Genomic DNA, 15,454 nt, shown 5'->3' on the forward strand with positions numbered 1-15,454 from the left:
TAAAATTGGCATTTGACAAGTGCACGCTGTTGAGTTCTCAAGGAACGGACGCACCCACGAAAACAGTCTTCCGACCTACCCGTGAGGCAGTTCACGATCTATAAGACCACCCGGAACTGAATGCTCTCACTGTGGGATCTCTGAACAAGATCAACGTCGTGACAACGAACTGGACGGTCGAGCTGGAACCTCTCCGTGTGGAGTGATTCTCAGCAGCTCACCACTTGAGGGGATGCCGGGCCTTTCGGCCGCTCCGCTCTCCCCTGTGGGGCGAACAAGTAATACTGTACGTCCGGTTCACCTGCTCGGCCAATCACGCCACATCCCGGGCGTGTCGGCACACGAAATGCACGGAAACACGCGGGAAACAACAGGGCCCGGCGCGACCGCGGAGGTCGGCCGGGCCGACGCGTGGGAACGGGGAAACCTGTCAGGCGACGAGTCCCCAGGCAAGGCCGGAGGCCATCGCATCCGTGTGCCCGCCGGTGAACTCGATCCCATCGAAGAACATCGCCCCCAGCACGAGGGCGAAAACGAACACGATCGACAAGAAGAGCACGGCCACGCCGGCGAGAGTGATCAGAAGCGGAAGTCGGTTTGCCATACATCGATCCTGCCCCGGACTCCCCCGGGAACAACAGGGCTTGCGTCGAAACGACCGAAGGCCGGCACCTCTGAGGAGGTACCGGCCTTCGGTGTGAGACGGATCAGCGTCCGGAGAGCTTCTCGCGAAGCGCCGCCAGCGACTCGTCGTCGGCGAGGGTGCCCTGGGCGGGCGACTCCGACGAGAACGATCCGCCGAACGTACCGGCGTCCGTCGGGTTCGCCGCCTCGGCCTCGAGGGCCTTGGCAACGGCGGACTTGTGAGCTTCCCAGCGACCCTGGGCCGCAGCGTACTCCTGCTCCCACTGCTCGCGCTGGGCATCGAAGCCCTCGAGCCACGCACCCGACTCGGGGTCGAAGCCCTCGGGGTACTTGTACTCGCCGCGCTCGTCGTACTCGGTGGCCATACCGTACAGCGCCGGGTCGAACTCGGTGCCGTTGGGGTCGACCGACTCGTTGGCCTGCTTGAGCGACAGCGAGATGCGACGACGCTCGAGGTCGATGTCGATGATCTTGACGAAGACCTCTTCGCCTACCGACACGACCTGCTCGGCGAGCTCGACGTGCTTGCCCGACAGCTCGGAGATGTGCACGAGGCCCTCGATACCGTCGGCCACGCGGACGAACGCACCGAAGGGGACGAGCTTGGTGACCTTGCCCGGCGCGATCTGACCGATCGCGTGGGTACGGGCGAACACCTGCCACGGATCTTCCTGCGTCGCCTTGAGCGAGAGCGACACGCGCTCACGGTCGAGGTCGACCTCGAGGATCTCGACGGTGACCTCCTGGCCCACCTCGACGACCTCGGAGGCGTGCTCGATGTGCTTCCAGGAGAGCTCGGAGACGTGGACGAGACCGTCGACGCCGCCCAGGTCGACGAACGCACCGAAGTTGACGATCGACGAGACCGTGCCCTTGCGGACCTGGCCCTTGTGGAGGTTGTTGAGGAACGTGGTGCGCGACTCGGACTGCGTCTGCTCGAGCAGAGCGCGGCGCGACAGAACGACGTTGTTGCGGTTCTTGTCGAGCTCGAGGATCTTGGCCTCGATCTCCTGGCCGAGGTACGGCGTCAGGTCGCGGACGCGGCGCAGCTCGATGAGCGAAGCCGGGAGGAAGCCGCGGAGGCCGATGTCGACGATGAGACCACCCTTGACGACCTCGATCACGGAGCCGGTGACGACACCGTCGTTCTCCTTGATCTTCTCGACGTCGCCCCACGCACGCTCGTACTGAGCGCGCTTCTTGGACAGGATGAGGCGGCCTTCCTTGTCCTCCTTCTGGAGAACGAGGGCCTCGACGTGATCGCCGACGTTGACGACCTCATTGGGGTCGACGTCGTGCTTGATCGAGAGCTCGCGGGAGGGGATGACACCCTCGGTCTTGTAACCGACGTCGAGGAGGACCTCGTCGCGGTCGATCTTGACCACGGTGCCTTCGATGAGGTCGCCGTCGTTGAAGAACTTGAGCGTCTTCTCGACCGCGGCCAGGAAGTCTTCGGCCGAGCCGATGTCGTTGATCGCGACCTGCTTGATAGCCGGGGCGGTCGTTGCGGTAGTCATGTAGTGGGTTGTCCTAGTTGGGTGTGGTGTCGGGCTGCGACTTCTGCGCCCGTCGGTCGGTGGACCGGAGGCATCGGGCACCCGCCCACCCGAGGGCGAGCACGTGCCACGCGTCGAAGCGAAGCGGATTGATTCGTGCGATGTCACGGGCCGCCCGGAGAACGAGCAGAGCCCACGTGTGACATCTCAGTCTAACTCACCGACCCCTCTTCGCGGATCCTGCGGTGACAGGGGCGTCATACGACGTCGAAGAAGCGGCGACGCAGGCACCGATTCGCCCCGGATCGGCCCTTTTGCCGCGCCGGTCTCCGCACGCGTGCCCAGGTGGCGTCCAGAATGCCGTGCCAGGCTCCCCGTCTTGTGCCCGTCATCGCGGGCCCGACGGCGAAACCCGCGTCGTCCCCCCTCACGTGAAACCGGTTCTATGCGCTCTTCTTCGACGCCCACGTCCAACCGTCGTGATCGCCGCCTCGCCGCCCGTCGCACCCGCCGTCGCCCGGTGACCACCGTCGGCGTGCTCGTGGTCGGCGCGGTCGCGGCCGCAGCCCTCACCGGCACCGTGCCGGCGGCGACCGCCTCGCCGGCCGACCTCACGACCGCGACGTTCTCGCTCGCCTCCGCGACCACACCGACGGTTCTCGAACCTGCCCGTGGCCCCGAGGTCGCGCAGGCTCGATCCGCTCAGACCACCGCCGCCGGCTCCCTGAAGGCCGCCTCGAGCGTGCAGGCCGACATCGCGGCATCCGGGCTCGACATCGGCCAGCCCGCGACCGTCGACACCGGTGCGCTCGTGTACGCCGCAGAGCGCCTGCAGTCGGCCTCTGTGCTGCCGGCGACGTTCCTGCCCGACTTCGCCGACGACGTCGAAACCGCGACCGCGGCCGTCGACCAACGCGTTGCCGAACTGCGCGGCAGCCTCGACGCCGCCGTGGCGAAGAAGGCCGAAGAGGAAGCAGCCGAGAAGGCACGCCAGGAAGCGGAGGCCGCAGCCGCCGCAGCCGCCGCAGCGGAGGCCGCCGAGCAGGCCGCCGCTGAGCAGAGCACCTCGTCGTCTTCGTCGTCGTCGAGCGGCTCAGGATCGTCGGCGCCGTTCGCCACGGGCGGCGGCTCGGGCGACAACAGCCCCGCCGGCGCTCAGGCGACCGCGCGAGGCATGCTGGCCAGCCGCGGCTGGGGAGACGACCAGTTCAGCTGCCTCGTCTCGCTGTGGAACAAGGAATCGGGCTGGAACTACCAGGCATACAACGCCAGCAGCGGTGCCTTCGGGATCCCGCAGGCGCTCCCGGGCAGCAAGATGTCATCGGCCGGCGCCGACTGGCAGAGCAACGCGACCACCCAGATCTCGTGGGGCCTCGGTTACATCTCCGGCCGCTACGGCGACCCGTGCGGCGCGTGGAGCCACTCGCAGTCCACCGGCTGGTACTGACCCGCCGATCGGGGCCTCGACCCCCGGTCGACGCTGAACGACGAGGGCGCCGCCCCGGAAACGATCCGGGGCGGCGCCCTCGTCGTCATCGGCAGGATTCGCGGGGATCGGCGTGGGTGCGGATCCTCCTCTCGGAGGTCCGCATCGTGGATCACCGGTGAGGGCGCATCCGATCGGTCACGCGCCGTTGCGACGGGCGATGACGCCGGCGAGCAGGGCGTGGGAGAGGGGCGCGAACGACACCACCATGAGGATCGTGCCGATCACCGCCTGCTCGGCCTGCAGCAGCACTCCCCCGATGAGCAGTCCCGTGAACAGCACCGACGACACGACCCGACGGACCATCCGTTCGAGATCGCGCATGCGGCGTTCGATGCGGGGCGTCTCGACGGCAAGGGACCCCTCCTCGAGCCGGGAGATGAGATTGTCGGCGCGGCGCGGCAAGCGCGCGGTCACGGCCGCGACGGCGCCGACCTCCCGCACGAGAGCCTGGGCGGTGTTGCCGCTCTCTTCGCGGATCAGGCGCTGAGCGTAAGGCTCGACGGCATCCCAGATATTGAAGGCGGGGTCGAGCGAACTGCACATACCGCTCGTCAACGACATGGCACGGACGATCAGCAGGAAGTTCTCGGGCAACTGGAACGGCAGCGCGCGAACGACGTCGCCGAACTCGATCGCGAAGGCACGGAACTCCCGCGGGTCCACTTCTTGCAGTTCGGCGAACCCCATGCCGCCGAAACGCGAGAAGAGCTGCGTCATCGCCCGTTCGAGCTGGATCGTGTCGGCCGACGGAAGCAACACACCCACGTCGCGGATTCCGTCGACCAGACCCTTCCCATCGCGCGACGCCGCGGCGATGAGAACGCGGCGCAGGCCCCGTCGAAGGCCCGGTGGAACGTCGCCCATCATGCCGAAGTCGATGAACGTGAAACGCCAGGCCGGAGGGCCGGCATCCGTCGACGAGGACAGCGGGGTGACGAAGACGTTGCCGGGGTGGGGGTCGGCGTGGAAGAAGCCGTCGTCGAACAGCTGATCGAACATCACCGCGGCGAAACGCGCGGCGACCTCGGACGGGTCGATGCCGGCGGCGCGAAGCGCGTCGACATCGTTGATCTTGATCGCGCTGACGTCTTCGAGGGTCAGCACGCGGCGAGTCGTGCGCTCCCACACGACATCGGGGACGGCGACCCCGTCCTCTCCCCCGAAATCCGCGGCGAAACGCTCGGAGTTGGCGGCTTCGTGCAGATAGTCGATCTCTTCGAGGCTGGTCACGGCGAATTCCTCCACGAGGGAGGGCATGTCGACGCGGTCGCGGACGAGGGCGACCTTGCTCAGCCAGACACCCACCTTCCGGAGGGCGCGCAGATCCACGTCGACGATGCGATCGATGTCGGGGCGCTGGATCTTCAGTACGACCGCGCGCAGACCCGTCTCCTCGGCCAGCGCGTCGGTGAGCACGGCGCGATGCGCCTGTCCGAGCGAGGCAGCGGCGAGCGGCCGCTCATCGACACTGGCGAACGCCCGCTCCAGCGGCATCCCCAGTTCGTGCTCGGCGCGGGCGCGCATCTGGGCGAACGGGACCGCGGGTACCTCGTCCTGCAGGCCTTCGAGCTGTTTCGTGATCGAGGGCGGCAACACGTCGAGGCGCGACGACATGAACTGCCCGACCTTGATCATCAGGCCGCCGAGGTCGACCGCCAGGACGTGGAAGCGCTGCGCGATGCGCTCGAGACGACGGGTTCGACCCCGGGCGGAGATCCACCCGAGGCCGAACCGCGGCAGGAAGAGCTCGTACCACCACGCCTGCACGAGGTAGCGCGCGGCGAAGCGCGTGATGCGCCGGTAGCGGGCCTTCATCAGGGCGTCGTCGGTCATCGGTTCTCCTGGATGCCGACGGGTGCCGAGCCCCCGTCGCTCTGGGGCGGCCTCACCCCTGAGCGAGGATGGAGTAGAGCTTGCGGCGAGCCTCGTCGAGGATCTCGACCGCCTGCTGGACCTGCTCCTTGTCGCCCGTTCGCGCGACCTGGGCGGCGGCCTGCGCGAGTTCGACCCCGGCCTTGGGAAGCGCCGTCATGCGGCCACTGTCGCGCGAGCCCGCGGACTCCCAGGGTGCGGTGCGCTCGGTGGTCTCGTCGCCGGCCGCAGCCCGGCCCTCGGCGGTGAGCGAGTAGGTCTTGCGACCGTTGGACTCCTCCGACTGCACGAGACCCTCGTCGGTGAGGAGCTGGAGCGTGGGGTAGACCGAGCCGGGGCTTGGCTTCCACGATCCGCCGCTGCGCTCTTCGATCTCGCGGATGATCTGGTAGCCGTGCATGGGCTGCTCGAGAAGCAGCGAGAGCACTGCGGACCGCACGTCGCCCTTGTTCATGCGGGGCATCGCGCTGGTCTTCTGCTCGAACTGCGAGCGCAGCTGCTCGAGACCCTCGAGGATGTTGGACATCGGCCAGCCGGGGGTGTTGTTGCCGCCGCGTCCGCCGAACGCGTCTCCTAGGAATGAACCACTCATGACGACCTCCTTCGCGCGAACCCGATTTGAGTCAGCGATACATAACGATATATCGCTGACGGGGTCGCGGGACGGTCGCTGGGCGGATTCTCAGTACCAGTTGACGGACTGCGAGTGGCCCCACGCGCTGCACGGCGTGCCGTATCCGCGGTTGATGTAGTCCAGCCCCCACGCGATCTGCGTCGCGGCATTGGTCTGCCAATCCGCGCCGAAGGTCGCCATCTTGCTGCCGGGGAGGGCCTGCGGGATGCCGGTGGCGCCGCCGTCGTCGTTGTAGGCCTGGTAGTTCCAGCCCGACTCCTTGCTCCAGAGCGAGGACAGGCAGGAGAACTGATCGCTCCCCCACCCGTACTTCTCGGAGGCCAGCTGCGCGGCGTAGGCGCGCGCACCATCAGGGGTGTTCACACGCGCGAGCGCCGCGGCGGCCTCGGCCTGACGCTGCGCCTCAGCGGCGGCGGCAGCCTCGGCTTGACGCTGCGCCTCGGCGGCGGCGTCCGCCGCGGCCTTCTCGGCCTTGGCCTGCGCGAGGCTGGCCTCGACCTCCGACGAACGGGCGACGACCTGGGCGACCTCGGTCTGCGCGTTCTGGCTGAGCGCGGGCACGAGCAGCACGGGGAGCAGGTCGGTCGAGTCGAGGCGATCCACGGCGTCTTCGAGAGCCGCCGTGTCGATGGTGGCGTCGCCGATCGACAATGCGAGGCCGGTCGCCGCGACGTCGGCGCGCACGGACTCGGCGCGCGCGAGGGCGGAAACCGCGTCGGCGCGCGCGTCGGTCGCGCCGATGGTCACGGCATCCAGCGTCGGAGCGGTCGAGACGGGCACCGAAGAGGCCGGGGACGAGAACGAGGATGCCGAGGCATCCGGGACCGACAGCGGGGCGGCGACGGCGAGACCGGTGGTGGCGACGAGGCCGAGCGCGAGTCCGGCGCAGGTCGCGGCCGTGACGAGGGTGCGACGGGCGCGGTGGACGTGCAGAAGTTTCACATCAGAACGGAGCAAGGAGCAATCTTTCGTCGGGGCGCGCTCGTCGGGATCGAGCGCGGTGATGTGTCGTTCGGGTCGACACAAGTCCCCGAGTGTGCGGGCCGCTTCTGAGCGTTATCTCTTCGTTACCTGGGCGACGCGTGTGAGCCGCGCATCGCCCACCCCTCGACCGAGGGCGTCGGCGACGGCGGATCCGCTCCGTGCGCGCCCGACCGTGCGCTTGCTCGGAATAATCATCTGATCTGGTCTTTTTCTCACTGACCGAGCTGCCGAGGCGCGGGACGGCTCGAGTCGTCATCCCCGCGCCCGCGATGTGCGACGGGCCCACCCGAGAAGAGTGGAGAATCCTCGGATCGGCCCGCCGTCACGGCCTCAGCCGCGTACCAGTGTCAGGAGCGGTGTGCGCGGTAGTACTCGAGCAGCGCCCGCGTCGACGCGTCTTGTGCGTCGAGCGCGCTCTCGTCACCCTCGATGGCCGGCGCGATCTGCAGGGCCAACTGCTTTCCGAGCTCGACCCCCCACTGGTCGAACGAGTTGATGCCCCAGATGGTGCCCTGCGTGAACGTGATGTGCTCGTAGAGCGCGATGAGCTGACCGAGCACCGACGGGGTGAGCGAGGGCGCGAAGATCGACGTCGTCGGACGGTTGCCCGGGAACGTGCGCGCGGCCACGAGGGTGCCGGTGGTGCCCTCGGCCTCGACCTCTTCGGCGGTCTTGCCGAACGCCAAGGCCTTGGTCTGAGCGAGGAAGTTCGCCAGGAACAGCCCGTGAACGTCGCGTCCATCGTCGGCGAGCGGGTAGGCCGGGTTCACGAAGGCGATGAAATCGGCCGGGATCAGCCGCGTGCCCTGGTGGATGAGCTGATAAAAGGCGTGCTGACCATTGGTCCCCGGCTCGCCCCAGAACACCTCGCCCGTGTCGGTGGTGACGGGAGTGCCGTCCCAGCGCACGGATTTGCCGTTGGATTCCATCGTCAGCTGCTGGAGGTACGCCGCGAAGCGGTGCAGCTGCTGCGCGTACGGCAGGACCGCGTGCGACTGCGCACCGAGGAAGTTGGTGTACCAGACGTTGAGGAGCCCCATCAGGACAGGCACGTTCTCAGCGATCGGGGTGGATGCCACGTGCTCGTCGACCGCGTGGAAGCCGGAGAGAAGTCCGCGGAACGCGTCCGGGCCGAGCGTGATCGCCAGCGACAGCCCGATAGCGGAGTCGACGGAGTAGCGCCCGCCCACCCAGTCCCAGAACCCGAAGGCGTTGGCGGGGTCGATACCGAAGGCCGCGACCTTGTCGAGAGCCGTCGAGACCGCGACGAAGTGATGGGCGACGGCGTCGGTGCGGGCGGCATCCGAGTCGTCCATGACGCCGGCGGTCGCGAGCTTCTTCCACAGCCAGTCGCGCGCGAGACGGGCATTGGTGAGGGTCTCGAGGGTGGTGAACGTCTTCGAGGCGACGATGAAGAGCGTGGTCTCGGGGTCGAGATCGGCGGTCTTCTGCGCGATGTCGGCCGGATCGATGTTGGAGACGAACCGCGCGTGGATGCCGGCGTCGGCGTACGGGAGGAGGGCCTCGTAGACCATCACCGGGCCGAGGTCGCTGCCGCCGATGCCGATGTTGACGACCGTGGTGACCTTCTTGCCGGTGACGCCGCGCCACTCGCCCGATCGCACGCGCTCGGCGAACGCACTGAGGCGGTCGAGCACCTCGTGCACGTCGTGATCGACCTGCTGACCGTCGACGACGAGCGCGGGCTCGGCGCCGGCCGGGCGGCGAAGGGCGGTGTGCAGAACGGCGCGGTCTTCGCTGGTGTTGAGGTGCACGCCCCGCCGCATGTCGGCATAACGCTCGGCGACGCCGGTCTCTTCGGCGAGCGCGACGAGGGCGTCGAGCACATCGGCGGTGACGAGGTTCTTCGACAGGTCGACGTGGAGGTCGCCGACGGTGCGCGTGAGATCGCGCGTGCGGTCGGTGTCGGCGGCGAACCAGCCGCGCAGGTCGGGCTCGAACGCGCCCTGGAGCGCGGTGAGGCGGGACCAGGCGGCGGTGGTGGTGGGATCGATAGGCGCAGTCACGCAACACACGCTAGCGACCCCGGGGCGCGACACGCGACGGATGACGAAGACGGCGGTGCGCGCTAGGGACGGGGCGGCCCGGGAAGAACCACGGGGTCGGCGACCACTGGCTCCCGGAGGGGGATCTCGCGCGAGGCATCCCACGCCTCGGTCCAGCCGAGCCGGTCGAACAGGCCGTCGAGCAGCATCGCCGTGAAGCCCCACAGCGTCTGCGGTCCACGCGCCGTATCGAGCGCGAAGGCGGGTCCGCGCCACTCGCGGCCGTCGCGCCGGAGGACCGTGACGCCGCGGCGGGCAGGGTCGAGAAGATCGGCGACGGGAACGCGGAACACCTCGGCCGATTCCGCCGCATCGACCGCCCGGACCGTCGTCGGGCGCGTCCACCACCCGACGACGGGAGTCACCTCGTGGCGAGAGAACGCCAGCGGAACCGGCTCGAGCGTGCCGAGCACCTCGACGCCGTCGGGGTCGAGACCGGTCTCCTCCTGTGCCTCGCGCAGCGCTGCCGCCACGGCATCCGGATCTTCGGGATCGACGCGGCCTCCGGGGAAGGCGACCTGTCCGGGGTGGGCGCGCAGCGTGCTCGCGCGCGCTAAAAGGAGGACGTCGAGATCGCTCGGGACGTGTCGCGCGGCGCGTTCGCTCGGGATGCCGTCGAGCACGCCGAACAGGATGAGGACCGCCGCTGCCCGAGCCTCACCCTCGACCGGCGCCGCGCGCAGCGCCGGAGAAACGTCGCCGAGCCCCCGGGCGAGGAGATCTTCGAGCTGTGCGCGGGGAGACGACATGGATCGAGGCTAGCTGCCGCCCTCGGCCGTCCGGGCGGCCGAGCCCCTCCCAGCCATGGCGGGCCGGCGGCGGCGCTCACGACATCCTTGGCGGAGCGGGTACCGGCGAGGGCGGCACAGACGCGGAGTCCGCCTGCGCGCGTGTGTCGTCGACCGTGGGGGCCGGGGTATCCGTACACGGTTCGGCCGCCTCCGTCCTCAGGATGCGGATGGATTGTCCGACGCTGCGGGCGAGGGCCGGGAGCTTGGCGGCGCCGAAGACGAGGACGACGATCGCGAGCACGATGAGGGCGTGCCAACCCGTGAGGTTCTGCAGCACGGGAGGAATCCCGATCAGCCCCGGCCGCCGGGCATCGCGCCCGCGGTCGGGGTGGTGGTGGTGTCGACGCGCACGCCCAGAGCGACCGTCCAGCCGGCGGTGTTATCGCCCGCGGTCGTGGCGAGCTCGAGCGCTCCCCCGTCGTCGCCGAAGACATTGTCGCTGTCGAGCGACACACGGGCCAGGTTCGCCGCCGACGACGGGTACCTCGCATCCGCGTAGACGACGTCGCACGCAGCGTGCGGGAGGGCCACCTGCGAGGTCGCGATCGCGTTCGACGCGTCGGTGATGGCATCCACATTCGGGTAGACCTCGAAGTGGATGTGCGGCCAGCGGCCGTCGTAGCAGGCGGGGAAGATCGAGGTGAACGAGACGACACCGTCGGCCCCGACGACCTGGACTCCGCGAAGGAAGGTCTCGTTCTCGACGCCCGAGGAGTACATCGAGTAGCGCCCCTCCGCGTCGCAATGCCACACGTACACGGCGGCACCGACGAACGGCGCGTCGCCGCCTGCGGCGTCGAAGATCGTGAGGTTCAGGGTCATCGGGACGCCATCGGCCGTTATGCCACCGTCGAGGCTCGTGCGAAGGTCTCCGCGGACGATCCCTGACTGCTCGAGGATGTCGGGGCCGTTCGAGCCGTCCCCGGGGTACGGGCCGGCCGTCTCGTCGGGGATCTCACCGGCGGGGAGAGCGACGGCTGCGCTGGTCGCCGAGGCGGAGGGGGTCGCCGAGGCCGTCGGGGTCGGGGTGAGGGTGGTCGGCGCGGTCGACGCCGAGGTCGTCCCGGTCGCCGCGGGAGTGCAGGCGGCGAGTGTGACGGCGCCCGCGCCGAGGGCGACGAGCCCCAGGATGCCACGGCGCGAGACGAGCGTGCGGATGTCGAACGGCGCCCCCTGGTCGACGACGGGTTCGTCGGCCCGGTCGAGCAGACGGCCCTCGTACGCGGGGCCGTCGGGGGTCATCTGGGTGTCGGGGATCCTGCTCATGGTCGCCTCCGGTGATCGGGGATGATGTCGATGCATCGAGCGTGTCCGACATACCCTGCCCCCGGCCTGGCCGATCCTGTGCCCGAGCTATGCGTGCCGCGGCGCGCGCGCTCACGCCTGCACCCGCGCAGTTCCGCCGCGGGCGGTCCCGACTCCCGAGTCGCGTGTGAGGATGAGGAAAGGAGGTACGCGATGACCGGAGTACTGCACGCGGTGACCCTCGTCGTGAACATGCCGATCACGAAGATCGACGCCCTGGATGCGATCGCCTTCGCCGCCGACGGGGGCGTGGATGACGCCGGCACCGCCCGCCCCCGCGTCTGGCTCGCCCCGCACGCCTGGGCCGAGGTCGAGATCCCCAAGTTCGCCGATCCGCCGCCCTTCGTCATCGACATCTACTCCGACGTCTCGGGCGCGATCGCGTGGGCGCAGGCCCGCCGGCTCCACGACGCACTCGAACGCTTCGGATGGAACGTGAGTCCGCCGCGAGCCGGCGTGCAGTGATCGAGAATCGAGGCGCGCGGCCTCGCCCGGTCTCCGTGACGGACGACACGGGGATCGCACAGGACTCAGCGCGCCCGCGCCCCTCCCAGACGGCACCAGGAAAGCGGCGGACCGCCTCGACACAAAAGAAACGCCTAGGTGATCAGTCGTCGAGCCCGACGAGGACGGAGCTGCGCTCCCACAGCTGCGTCGCGATGATCGGGTCGTCGGCGATCCGGTTCGTCTTCGCGGGCTTGTTGTTGGAGTAGAAGCCACCGGGCGTCCAGTCCACGCCCGGCTTGCCGAGCGCGAGCCAGGTCAGCCGCGCTCCCCCCACCGAGGTCGATGTCATGAGCCGCTGGGCGATCGGACCGCTGTAGAGGAACTTCCACGGCCCGTCGCTGGTCGAGCCGAAGTTCGACGCGATCACCCCCGGGTGGAAAGCCACGGCCGACAGCCCCGCGTCACCGAAACGGCGGTTCAGCTCCTTCGTGAACAGGACGTTCGCGAGCTTCGCGTTGCCGTAGGCGGCAGTCGAGGAGTACCGGTGCTCGCCCTGCAGGTCGTCGATGTCGAACCGCGGGAACAGCTTTGCGGCAGCGCTCGAGGTCTGGATCACCGAAGCCTGCGAGTCGACGAGTCGCTCTCGCAGGAGACTCGTGAGCAGGAACGGTGCGAGGTGGTTGACCTGGAAGGTCGTCTCGTAGCCGTCCTTCGTCAGCGTGCGCTCGCCGAAGACACCGCCGGCGTTGTTGGCGAGCACATCGATACGCGGGTACGCCGCGAGGAGGGATGCCGCGAGTTCGCGCACCTGCGCCAGGTCGCTGAAGTCGGCGACGAACGACTCGACGCCCAGCGAGCGGGCGATGCGCGCGGTCTTGTCGGGGTTGCGGCCGACCACGACCACCTCTTCGCCGAGCTGGGCGAGCTGTCTCGCCGATGCCGCCCCGATGCCGTCGCTGGCTCCGGTGATGACGATGGTGCGGGTCATGGCATCCTCTTCCTGATTCGAGAAGGCCACGCTAACCGCGGCGCAGACGAGACGATCGGGGCTTGCCGTCGGCATCCGTCGCCTCTACGTCGCCGCAGCGGAACTCACAGCCCGCTCACAGTCCCGCGGGACCAAAACCGGCGGGCGAGGCGTTCGATTGAAGGACGCCCACCATCGGACGTCAGGACGAGAGGATGCGAACCGTGAGCACGGAGTACCGGAAGACGTCGGAGGCGCTGGGCCGCCTCACCGACCGCCAGTTCGCCGTCACGCAGGACGACGCCACCGAACCGCCGTTCCGCAACGAGTACTGGGACAACCACGAAGACGGCATCTACGTCGACGTCGTGTCGGGACAGCCCCTGTTCTCGTCGACCGACAAGTTCGAGAGCGGTACGGGCTGGCCGAGCTTCACCAAGCCGATCGACGACGCCGCCGTCGTGAACAAGACCGACCGGACGCTCTGGATGACCCGCACCGAGGTGCGCTCCGCCGGGGCGGACAGCCACCTCGGCCACCTGTTCGACGACGGCCCGCGCGACGCCGGCGGGCTGAGATACTGCATGAACTCGGCGGCGATGCGCTTCGTGCCCGTCAGCGAGCTCGAAGCCCAGGGCTACGGCGCCTACCTCGCCCTGTTCCGCGAGAGCCGAGCCTCATGAACCTCTTCCCTTTCCGCAAGCGCAAAAGGAGCACCACCATGACCAGCGGACTTTCCGAATCCGGCGAGATCACCCGTCGCCCCGGCACCGAGACCGCCGTCCTCGCGGGCGGCTGCTTCTGGGGCGTCGAAGACCTCATCCGCCGCCAGCCCGGCGTCCTCGACACCCGCGTCGGCTACACCGGCGGCCAGAACGAGCACGCGACCTACCGCAACCACCCCGGTCATGCGGAGGCCGTCGAGATCGTCTTCGACCCCTCGCAGACGTCGTACCGCGACATCCTGGCGTTCTTCTTCCAGATCCACGACCCCTCGACCCTGAACCGCCAGGGCAACGACGTGGGCACGAGCTACCGCTCGGCGATCTTCCCGCTCTCGCCCGAGCAGGAGAAGGTCGCGCGCGACACGATCGCCGACGTCGACGCGTCGGGGATCTGGCCGGCGAAGGCCGTCACCACGATCGAGCCCGAGGCGCCGTTCTGGGAGGCCGAGCCCGAGCACCAGGACTACCTCGTGCGCATCCCCCACGGCTACACGTGCCACTTCGTGCGCCCCGGTTGGGTTCTGCCCAAGCGCGAGGAAGCCTCCGCGTGAGCAAGAGGGGCCCGGATGACAAGCATCCGGGCCCCTCGCACATGCCAGCAGGCGCTGCACCCGGGACGTGATGCCGTCGCGGATCACCCTCACCTCGAGCGTCCAGAACCCGCCGTGCACCCGCAGCGCGAGGCGGCGTGTCGTGGACACGGGACGGGCGGTCGGTGCGCGCAAGCCCCGCGGGCCCCAGGGCACCCCTGCTTAGGCTCGCGGGATGAGCGGATACGACGTGATCGTGGTGGGCGCCGGCTTGGCGGGCCTGCGCTGTGCGACGCGACTGGCAGAGGCCGGTCGCGACGTCGTCGTGCTCGAACAGAGCGACGCCGTCGGCGGACGAGAACGCACCGACGTCGTCGACGGCTTCCGCCTCGACCTGGGTTTCCACGTCCTCAACCCGGCGTATCCGGCCATCCGGCGCTGGGTCGACGTGGATGCGCTCGCGCTGAGGCGCTTCCCGGTGGCGGTCGGTGTCCGGCTCGACGACCGACTCGCGCGGCTGACCCATCCCCTTCGGCATCCACTGTCCGTTCGCGAAACACTGCGGAGCGGGCTCATCGGGCCGTCCGATCTCGCAGCGCTGGCGCGGTGGGTGGGGCCCACTCTCGCTTCGGCGCGGGCGGCGAAGACCGGGACCGACCGCACGCTCGACGAGGCGTGGGATCGCGCGGGGCTTCGCGGCGCACTCCGCGACAGCGTGCTCGAACCGTTCCTCGCCGGGGTGCTGGCCGATGACCGGCAGGAAACCTCCGACGCGTTCGTTCGGCTGCTCGTCCGCAGTTTCACGCTCGGGCGACCGGGAGTTCCCGCCGCGGGAATCGGCGCGCTCCCGGCGCAGCTCGCCGAGACCGCCCGTCGGGCCGGTGCGGGCATCCGCCTCGCCCATCGCGTGGTCTCGACCCGGAACCGGGCCCGTGGCTGGCACGTCGGGGTGGAGGGACAGGATGCCATGACGGCCCGGGCCGTGGTCATCGCGACCGGACTCGATCCGTCGCTCGACGTGCCGCTCCCGCGTCCTCGCGGCCTGCAGACGTGGTGGTTCGCGACCGACCAGGCTCCCACCGACGACGCCGCGCTCCGTGTGGACGGACGACGGCGGCGGGGGCCGATCGTGAACACCGCCGTGATGACCAACACCGCGCGCACCTACGCACCGCGCGGGCAGCACCTCGTTCAGGCGACCTGCGTGCTGCCGTCCGCGGCGTCGGAGGACGCCATCCGCCGACAGCTCGCCGAGATGTGGGATGCCGACACCCGGGCGTGGCGCCTCCTACGCCGGGACGACGTCATCCGCGCCCTCCCCGCGCAGGATCCGCCCCTGCGCCTGCGGCGCTCGGTGCGCCGGGGGGACGGCCGCTACCTCGCCGGCGATCACCGCGACACCGCGTCGATCCAGGGCGCCCTGGTGTCAGGGCAGCGGGCCGCGGAGGCGGTGCTCGCCGACCTCGCGGCATGAGCCGGGCGGCCAGCCGCACGTTGCCCGTC

General features: G+C 69.4%; 15 protein-coding genes. 5 read left to right on the forward strand and 10 right to left on the reverse strand.

Features of this window, described 5'->3' with window-relative positions:
• Positions 1-430 precede the first annotated feature (430 nt).
• Positions 431-604 carry a hypothetical protein gene (locus FHS07_RS00005; RefSeq protein WP_183417886.1) on the reverse strand — a complete coding sequence of 58 codons (174 nt, stop codon included), beginning with the start codon at positions 602-604 and terminating at the stop codon, positions 431-433.
• A 103-nt stretch (positions 605-707) separates the two neighbouring features.
• Positions 708-2,162, reverse strand: coding sequence for a 30S ribosomal protein S1 (rpsA, locus tag FHS07_RS00010; RefSeq protein ID WP_183417887.1), 1,455 nt, complete (start codon positions 2,160-2,162; stop codon positions 708-710).
• Between the two features lie 424 nt (positions 2,163-2,586).
• On the opposite strand from rpsA, the gene FHS07_RS00015 reads away from it, so the two are divergent.
• A complete protein-coding gene (locus FHS07_RS00015) occupies positions 2,587-3,588 on the forward strand; it encodes an aggregation-promoting factor C-terminal-like domain-containing protein (protein ID WP_183417888.1) in 1,002 nt (333 codons plus the stop codon).
• A gap of 177 nt (positions 3,589-3,765) precedes the next feature.
• On the opposite strand, the gene FHS07_RS00020 is transcribed toward FHS07_RS00015, so the two are convergent.
• The 7 genes from FHS07_RS00020 to FHS07_RS00050 all read right to left on the reverse strand — a co-directional run bounded on the left by FHS07_RS00020 (position 3,766) and on the right by FHS07_RS00050 (position 11,243).
• Positions 3,766-5,463 (reverse strand): ABC1 kinase family protein, encoded by a 1,698-nt coding sequence (locus FHS07_RS00020; protein WP_183417889.1) that lies wholly within the window; start codon positions 5,461-5,463, stop codon positions 3,766-3,768.
• Positions 5,464-5,515: 52 nt separating this feature from the next.
• On the reverse strand, positions 5,516-6,094 hold the full coding sequence (locus FHS07_RS00025) for a PadR family transcriptional regulator (RefSeq protein ID WP_183417890.1): 579 nt from the start codon (positions 6,092-6,094) through the stop codon (positions 5,516-5,518).
• A 90-nt stretch (positions 6,095-6,184) separates the two neighbouring features.
• The gene (locus FHS07_RS00030) at positions 6,185-7,093 is read right to left on the reverse strand and encodes an aggregation-promoting factor C-terminal-like domain-containing protein (RefSeq protein ID WP_183417891.1); all 909 of its coding nucleotides are present in this window, start codon (positions 7,091-7,093) and stop codon (positions 6,185-6,187) included.
• A 374-nt stretch (positions 7,094-7,467) separates the two neighbouring features.
• Complete coding sequence (pgi, locus tag FHS07_RS00035; RefSeq protein ID WP_183417892.1) at positions 7,468-9,147, reverse strand: glucose-6-phosphate isomerase; 1,680 nt, start codon at positions 9,145-9,147, stop codon at positions 7,468-7,470.
• A 62-nt stretch (positions 9,148-9,209) separates the two neighbouring features.
• Positions 9,210-9,935 carry an NUDIX hydrolase gene (locus tag FHS07_RS00040; protein WP_183417893.1) on the reverse strand — a complete coding sequence of 242 codons (726 nt, stop codon included), beginning with the start codon at positions 9,933-9,935 and terminating at the stop codon, positions 9,210-9,212.
• A 76-nt stretch (positions 9,936-10,011) separates the two neighbouring features.
• A complete protein-coding gene (locus FHS07_RS16575; protein ID WP_183417894.1) occupies positions 10,012-10,254 on the reverse strand; it encodes a twin-arginine translocase TatA/TatE family subunit in 243 nt (80 codons plus the stop codon).
• A 14-nt stretch (positions 10,255-10,268) separates the two neighbouring features.
• Positions 10,269-11,243, reverse strand: a complete 975-nt coding sequence (locus FHS07_RS00050; RefSeq protein WP_183417895.1) for an intradiol ring-cleavage dioxygenase — start codon at positions 11,241-11,243, stop codon at positions 10,269-10,271.
• A gap of 192 nt (positions 11,244-11,435) precedes the next feature.
• Between FHS07_RS00050 and FHS07_RS00055 the strand changes: the two genes are divergently transcribed.
• The gene (locus FHS07_RS00055) at positions 11,436-11,747 is read left to right on the forward strand and encodes a hypothetical protein (protein ID WP_183417896.1); all 312 of its coding nucleotides are present in this window, start codon (positions 11,436-11,438) and stop codon (positions 11,745-11,747) included.
• Positions 11,748-11,889: 142 nt separating this feature from the next.
• On the opposite strand, the gene FHS07_RS00060 is transcribed toward FHS07_RS00055, so the two are convergent.
• The gene (locus FHS07_RS00060; protein WP_183417897.1) at positions 11,890-12,717 is read right to left on the reverse strand and encodes an SDR family NAD(P)-dependent oxidoreductase; all 828 of its coding nucleotides are present in this window, start codon (positions 12,715-12,717) and stop codon (positions 11,890-11,892) included.
• Positions 12,718-12,920: 203 nt separating this feature from the next.
• Here FHS07_RS00060 and msrB point away from each other — a divergent pair, with 203 nt between their 5' ends.
• The 3 genes from msrB to FHS07_RS00075 all read left to right on the forward strand — a co-directional run bounded on the left by msrB (position 12,921) and on the right by FHS07_RS00075 (position 15,425).
• Entirely contained in the window at positions 12,921-13,379 is a 459-nt protein-coding gene (msrB, locus tag FHS07_RS00065; protein ID WP_183417898.1) for a peptide-methionine (R)-S-oxide reductase MsrB, read from the forward strand.
• 38 nt (positions 13,380-13,417) lie between these two features.
• Positions 13,418-13,972, forward strand: a complete 555-nt coding sequence (msrA, locus tag FHS07_RS00070; protein ID WP_183417899.1) for a peptide-methionine (S)-S-oxide reductase MsrA — start codon at positions 13,418-13,420, stop codon at positions 13,970-13,972.
• Positions 13,973-14,186: 214 nt separating this feature from the next.
• Positions 14,187-15,425 (forward strand): NAD(P)/FAD-dependent oxidoreductase, encoded by a 1,239-nt coding sequence (locus FHS07_RS00075; protein WP_183417900.1) that lies wholly within the window; start codon positions 14,187-14,189, stop codon positions 15,423-15,425.
• The last annotated feature ends 29 nt before the right edge of the window (positions 15,426-15,454 follow it).

The sequence above is a fragment of the Microbacterium proteolyticum genome, from assembly GCF_014192415.1.
In the GTDB taxonomy this organism is placed as follows: domain Bacteria; phylum Actinomycetota; class Actinomycetes; order Actinomycetales; family Microbacteriaceae; genus Microbacterium; species Microbacterium proteolyticum.